Source organism: Megasphaera sp. DJF_B143, from assembly GCF_900320625.1.
GTDB classification, from domain to species: Bacteria; Bacillota; Negativicutes; order Veillonellales; family Megasphaeraceae; genus Megasphaera; species Megasphaera hexanoica.
This window is the reverse complement of the sequence record NZ_ONTA01000087.1, coordinates 1-2,246: the sequence shown is the minus strand read 5'-3', so window position 1 is coordinate 2,246 and position 2,246 is coordinate 1. Positions and strand designations below refer to the sequence as shown.

Sequence of the window (2,246 nt, the reverse complement as noted above, 5' to 3'; positions counted from 1 at the left end):
GTCAGCGGGATGATGGCGACCATGAGGATGATGAACGGGATGGAACGGATGATATTGACGATAGTTCCGAGAATCTGATTGATTACCCTGTTTTCCAGAATGTGGCCTTTGCTGGTCGTAACCAGGGTGATGCCGAGAGGAATACCGATGATAGCAGCAATGAGAGTAGAGATGGACACCATGAACAGTGTTTCTTCAATACCCTGTATCATTAATTTAATGAGTTCTGGGGACATATCCTAAAACCTCGCTTTCAATAGGTTGCGTCTTAATATACGAATACGCTTCGGTCTGGGCTTTCATATCGCCCATGATGACGACAATCAGATAGCCGAACGGCACATCCTGAATATAATCGATGTTGCCGTAAAGGACACTGACATCGAGATTGAACTTGCGGGCGACATTGACTACCAGCGGTTCGTTGGTAGCGGCTCCCTTGAAACGGAAGCGGACGAGCATATCCCGGTCCGGCGATGGCTGATTGGTGACGCCCAGTTTTTTGATGCCTTCGGGCAGTTCCATATTGATGACCGATTTGACAAATTCCTTCATCGTTTCCGACTGGGGATTGGTAAAGACGTCGATGACCCGGCCCTGTTCTTTGATGACCCCGCCTTCGATGACAGCCACGCGGTCGCAGATTTCCTTGATGACGGCCATTTCGTGGGTAATGATGACGATGGTGATGCCCAGGCGTTTGTTGATATCTTTTAGCAGTTCCAGGATGGATTTTGTCGTCTGCGGATCCAGTGCCGATGTCGCTTCATCGCACAACAGGATTTTCGGATCGCTGGCCAGGGCGCGGGCGATGCCGACACGCTGTTTCTGGCCACCCGAAAGCTGGGACGGATAATTGAACTGACGGTCTGTCAGGCCGACCAGTTCGAGCAGGGAATCGACCTTGCTGCGGATGACTTCTTTGGAAGCGCCAGCCAGTTCCAGCGGAAAAGCGATATTGTCAAAAACGGTACGGGACGACAGCAGATTGAAATGCTGAAAAATCATGCCGATGTTTTTGCGTTCGGCCCGCAGCTGGCTGTCGGACATGGCCGTCAGTTCCTTATCGTCGATGATGACCTTGCCCGTCGTCGGTTTTTCCAGCATATTGATGCAGCGGACGAGCGTCGATTTGCCGGCACCACTTTTCCCGATGATGCCGAAAATTTCGCCGTCATGGATAGTCAGTGAGATGCCTTTCAGGGCCTGGACGTGCGTTTTGCCGCCGTAGGTCTTGGTAATGTTTTCAAAGGTAATCACAAGATCAACTCCTTAATGGATACACCTAGAGGTGCTGATAGCATAAAAAAAGCCGTCAACAGATGCTGACGGTACGTATACAATCATTTCATCTGCCGGATAGAAATCCGTTGGACTTGGCACCTTCCCGCTATGGGGGGTTGCCGCAGCGTCATAGGGCCATTCCCTCGGCTGCTCTGGATGAATAGGTTATGTAATTGCTGAGTTGTATACTAACACTAATAGGAATCCTTGTCAATGTTATTTGTGTAAAAAATTGAATGCCGTTCGAAAAAAATATTTCATCGTCAAGCAGGAATTTACCTTTTTATATCGAATACTTAATATATGAGGAGCAGGATATCCGGATTTTAAGCATGGATGGTCCGGAACGAAGTTTCTCACGAAAGGAAGGGATTTGTATGGCAACAATCGTAAGAGGCAAGAATTTAGAAATTACACCGGCATTAAAGGACTATGTACTGAAACATGAAAAGAAAGTAACGAAGTACTTTGAAAATGAAGTCAATGTCCAGGCTCTTCTTTCCGTCGAAAAAGATCGTAAAATTGCTGAAATCACCTTGAAAGTAGATGGTGTCGTTCTTCGTGGCGTCGAAGCCAATGACGATATGTACGCCGCCATCGATCTGGTTTACGACAAAATGGTACGCCAGATCCACAAATATAAAACGAAGCTGGCACGCCGTATGAAAGGCGGCTCCTTCCATGAAGGACTCGTCGAAGGACCGGCTGCACCGGAAGAAAACTTTGAAATTGCCCGGGTCAAGAAATTTGCAGCCCGTCCTATGGACGTAGAAGAAGCTATCCTGCAGATGAATCTCGTTGGCCACGATTTCTTCGTTTTCTTCAATTCGGAAACGGAAGCCATCAACGTCGTATACAAACGGAAACATGGCAAATATGGCCTGATTGAACCGGAATACTAAGCTGAATCATACAGGGGCTGTGGTATCGCAGAAAAAGGGTACCACAGCCCTTGTTTTTTT

General features: G+C 47.7%; 2 protein-coding genes, 1 pseudogene and 1 riboswitch. Of the genes and pseudogenes, 1 reads left to right on the top strand and 2 read right to left on the bottom strand.

Annotation, left to right across the window (positions count from 1 at the left end; all coding sequences use genetic code 11):
* A pseudogene (locus DBO31_RS02460) lies at nucleotides 1–236 on the bottom strand (methionine ABC transporter permease); the annotation flags it as partial.
* Nucleotides 217–1,260 (bottom strand): methionine ABC transporter ATP-binding protein, encoded by a 1,044-nt coding sequence (locus DBO31_RS02455; protein ID WP_059077182.1) that lies wholly within the window; start codon nucleotides 1,258–1,260, stop codon nucleotides 217–219. The gene DBO31_RS02455 and the pseudogene DBO31_RS02460, both read right to left, overlap by 20 nt.
* Before the next feature lie 85 nt (nucleotides 1,261–1,345).
* Nucleotides 1,346–1,447: riboswitch (SAM riboswitch) on the bottom strand.
* A gap of 214 nt (nucleotides 1,448–1,661) precedes the next feature.
* Between DBO31_RS02455 and hpf the strand changes: the two genes are divergently transcribed.
* Nucleotides 1,662–2,186 (top strand): ribosome hibernation-promoting factor, HPF/YfiA family, encoded by a 525-nt coding sequence (gene hpf, locus DBO31_RS02450; RefSeq protein WP_150824354.1) that lies wholly within the window; start codon nucleotides 1,662–1,664, stop codon nucleotides 2,184–2,186.
* Nucleotides 2,187–2,246 lie beyond the last annotated feature (60 nt).